Origin of the sequence: Citrobacter sp. wls757, from assembly GCF_005280935.1 — a bacterium.
GTDB lineage: Bacteria > Pseudomonadota > Gammaproteobacteria > Enterobacterales > Enterobacteriaceae > Citrobacter > Citrobacter portucalensis.
This window is the reverse complement of record NZ_SZWU01000015.1, coordinates 12638-14701: the sequence shown is the minus strand read 5'-3', so window position 1 is coordinate 14701 and position 2064 is coordinate 12638. Positions and strand designations below refer to the sequence as shown.

Genomic DNA, 2064 nt, shown 5'->3' with positions numbered 1-2064 from the left:
GGCAGCCGGTGTCGGTGTTCACGCAGTCGCCAGCGCCGTCAATCAACACAACCGCCACAAACAGCAACTAGCCGACGCCGGACAACAGTCTCCAGACAATAAGGATAAACAGGCATGAGCAATTCGTATCAAACCCAGGGATATACGGTCAATAATGCCGGTCGCCGCCTGGTTGTCGACCCCATCACGCGCATTGAAGGCCATATGCGTTGTGAAGTGAACATTAATGAGCAGAACATCATCACCAACGCGGTTTCCTGCGGCACTATGTTCCGCGGGCTGGAGATCATTCTACAGGGGCGCGACCCGCGCGATGCCTGGGCATTTGTCGAACGAATTTGCGGAGTGTGCACCGGTGTACATGCGCTCGCCTCGGTCTATGCCATTGAGGACGCTATTGGCATAAAGGTGCCCGACAACGCCAACATCATTCGCAATATTATGCTGGCGACGCTGTGGTGCCACGACCATCTGGTGCACTTTTACCAGTTAGCCGGAATGGACTGGATTGACGTGCTGAATGCCCTGAAAGCAGACCCGCGCGCCACATCGCAGTTGGCACAAAGCCTTTCAGCCTGGCCGATGTCTTCTCCAGGTTACTTCTTTGACGTCCAAAATCGCCTGAAGAAATTTGTCGAAGGCGGTCAGCTGGGGATTTTCCGCAACGGTTACTGGGGACATCCGCAGTACAAGCTGTCGCCAGAGGCCAACCTGATGGGCTTTGCCCACTATCTGGAAGCGCTCGATTTTCAGCGCGAGATCATCAAAATCCATACGGTGTTTGGCGGTAAGAATCCGCATCCGAACTGGATTGTCGGTGGGATGCCGTGCGCTATCAATATCGATCAGAGCGGCGCGGTAGGCGCAGTCGATATGGAACGCCTGAACCTGGTGCAGTCGATCATCACCCGCACCGCCGACTTCATCAACAATGTCATGGTGCCTGACGCGCTGGCTATCGGCCAGTTCAATAAACCCTGGAGCCAGATTGGCACCGGGCTTTCTGATAAGTGCGTCTTAAGCTACGGCGCGTTCCCGGATATCGCCAATGACTTCAGCGCGAAGAGCCTGTTGATGCCTGGCGGCGCGGTGATTAATGGTGATTTTAACAACGTCATGCCGGTGGACCTGGACGATCAGCAGCAAATTCAGGAGTTTGTCGATCATGCCTGGTATCGTTATCCGGACGATCAATTAGGTCGTCATCCGTTCGAAGGGATTACTGAACCCTGGTATAACCCGGGCGATGTCAAAGGCAGTGATACCGATATCAAGCAGCTCAACGAACAGGAACGCTACTCGTGGATTAAAGCCCCGCGCTGGCGGGGACACGCTATGGAAGTTGGGCCGTTGGCGCGTACGCTGATTGCCTATCACAAAGGGGATGCCGCCACGATTGAATCCGTGGATCGCATGATGTCCGCCCTCAAGCTGCCGCTGTCGGGTATGCAATCAACGCTGGGACGTATTCTGTGTCGCGCGCACGAAGCGCAGTGGGCCGTGAGCAAGCTGCAATATTTCTTCGACAAGCTGATAACCAACCTGAAAAACGGCAATCTGGCTACCGCAAATACCGAAAAGTGGGAGCCTGAAAGTTGGCCGCAGCACTGTCGCGGGATCGGTTTTACCGAAGCGCCGCGCGGAGCATTAGGCCACTGGGCATCGATTCGCAACCAGAAGATCGACCTGTATCAATGCGTGGTGCCGACCACCTGGAATGCCAGCCCGCGCGATCCAAAGGGACAAATTGGCGCTTACGAGGCGGCGCTGATGGGCACCCAAATGGCGATACCGGATCAACCGTTGGAGATCCTGCGCACCTTGCACAGCTTCGACCCCTGCCTGGCATGTTCAACCCACGTACTCGGCGACGACGGCAGCGAACTTATCGCCGTCCAGGTTCGCTAAGCGTTAAGGAACGGAACGATGACTGGAAAAACATCCCCACGCGTCGGGGAGGCGCGTGATACCGCCACCAGCCACTATGTGTTTGAAGCGCCAGTACGCTTGTGGCACTGGCTGACGGTGGGCTGCATGTTGGTGTTGATGGTGACCGGATACTTC

General features: G+C 55.9%; 1 protein-coding gene and 2 pseudogenes. All 3 read left to right on the top strand.

The window, feature by feature from the left end; translation table 11 throughout:
- Positions 1-118: pseudogene (locus FDW94_RS23725) on the top strand ([Ni/Fe] hydrogenase small subunit); the annotation flags it as partial.
- Positions 115-1908, top strand: a complete 1794-nt coding sequence (gene hyaB / locus FDW94_RS01925) for a Ni/Fe-hydrogenase large subunit (protein WP_137377053.1) — start codon at positions 115-117, stop codon at positions 1906-1908. The pseudogene FDW94_RS23725 and the gene hyaB, both read left to right, overlap by 4 nt.
- Positions 1909-1926: 18 nt before the next feature.
- Positions 1927-2064, top strand: a pseudogene (locus tag FDW94_RS23720) (hydrogenase 1 b-type cytochrome subunit); the annotation flags it as partial.

Bases quoted from the DNA above. Each gene is read 5' to 3' on its own strand.
- hyaB (WP_137377053.1), top strand. From the start codon at position 115: ATGAGCAATTCGTATCAAACCCAGGGATATACGGTCAATAATGCCGGT.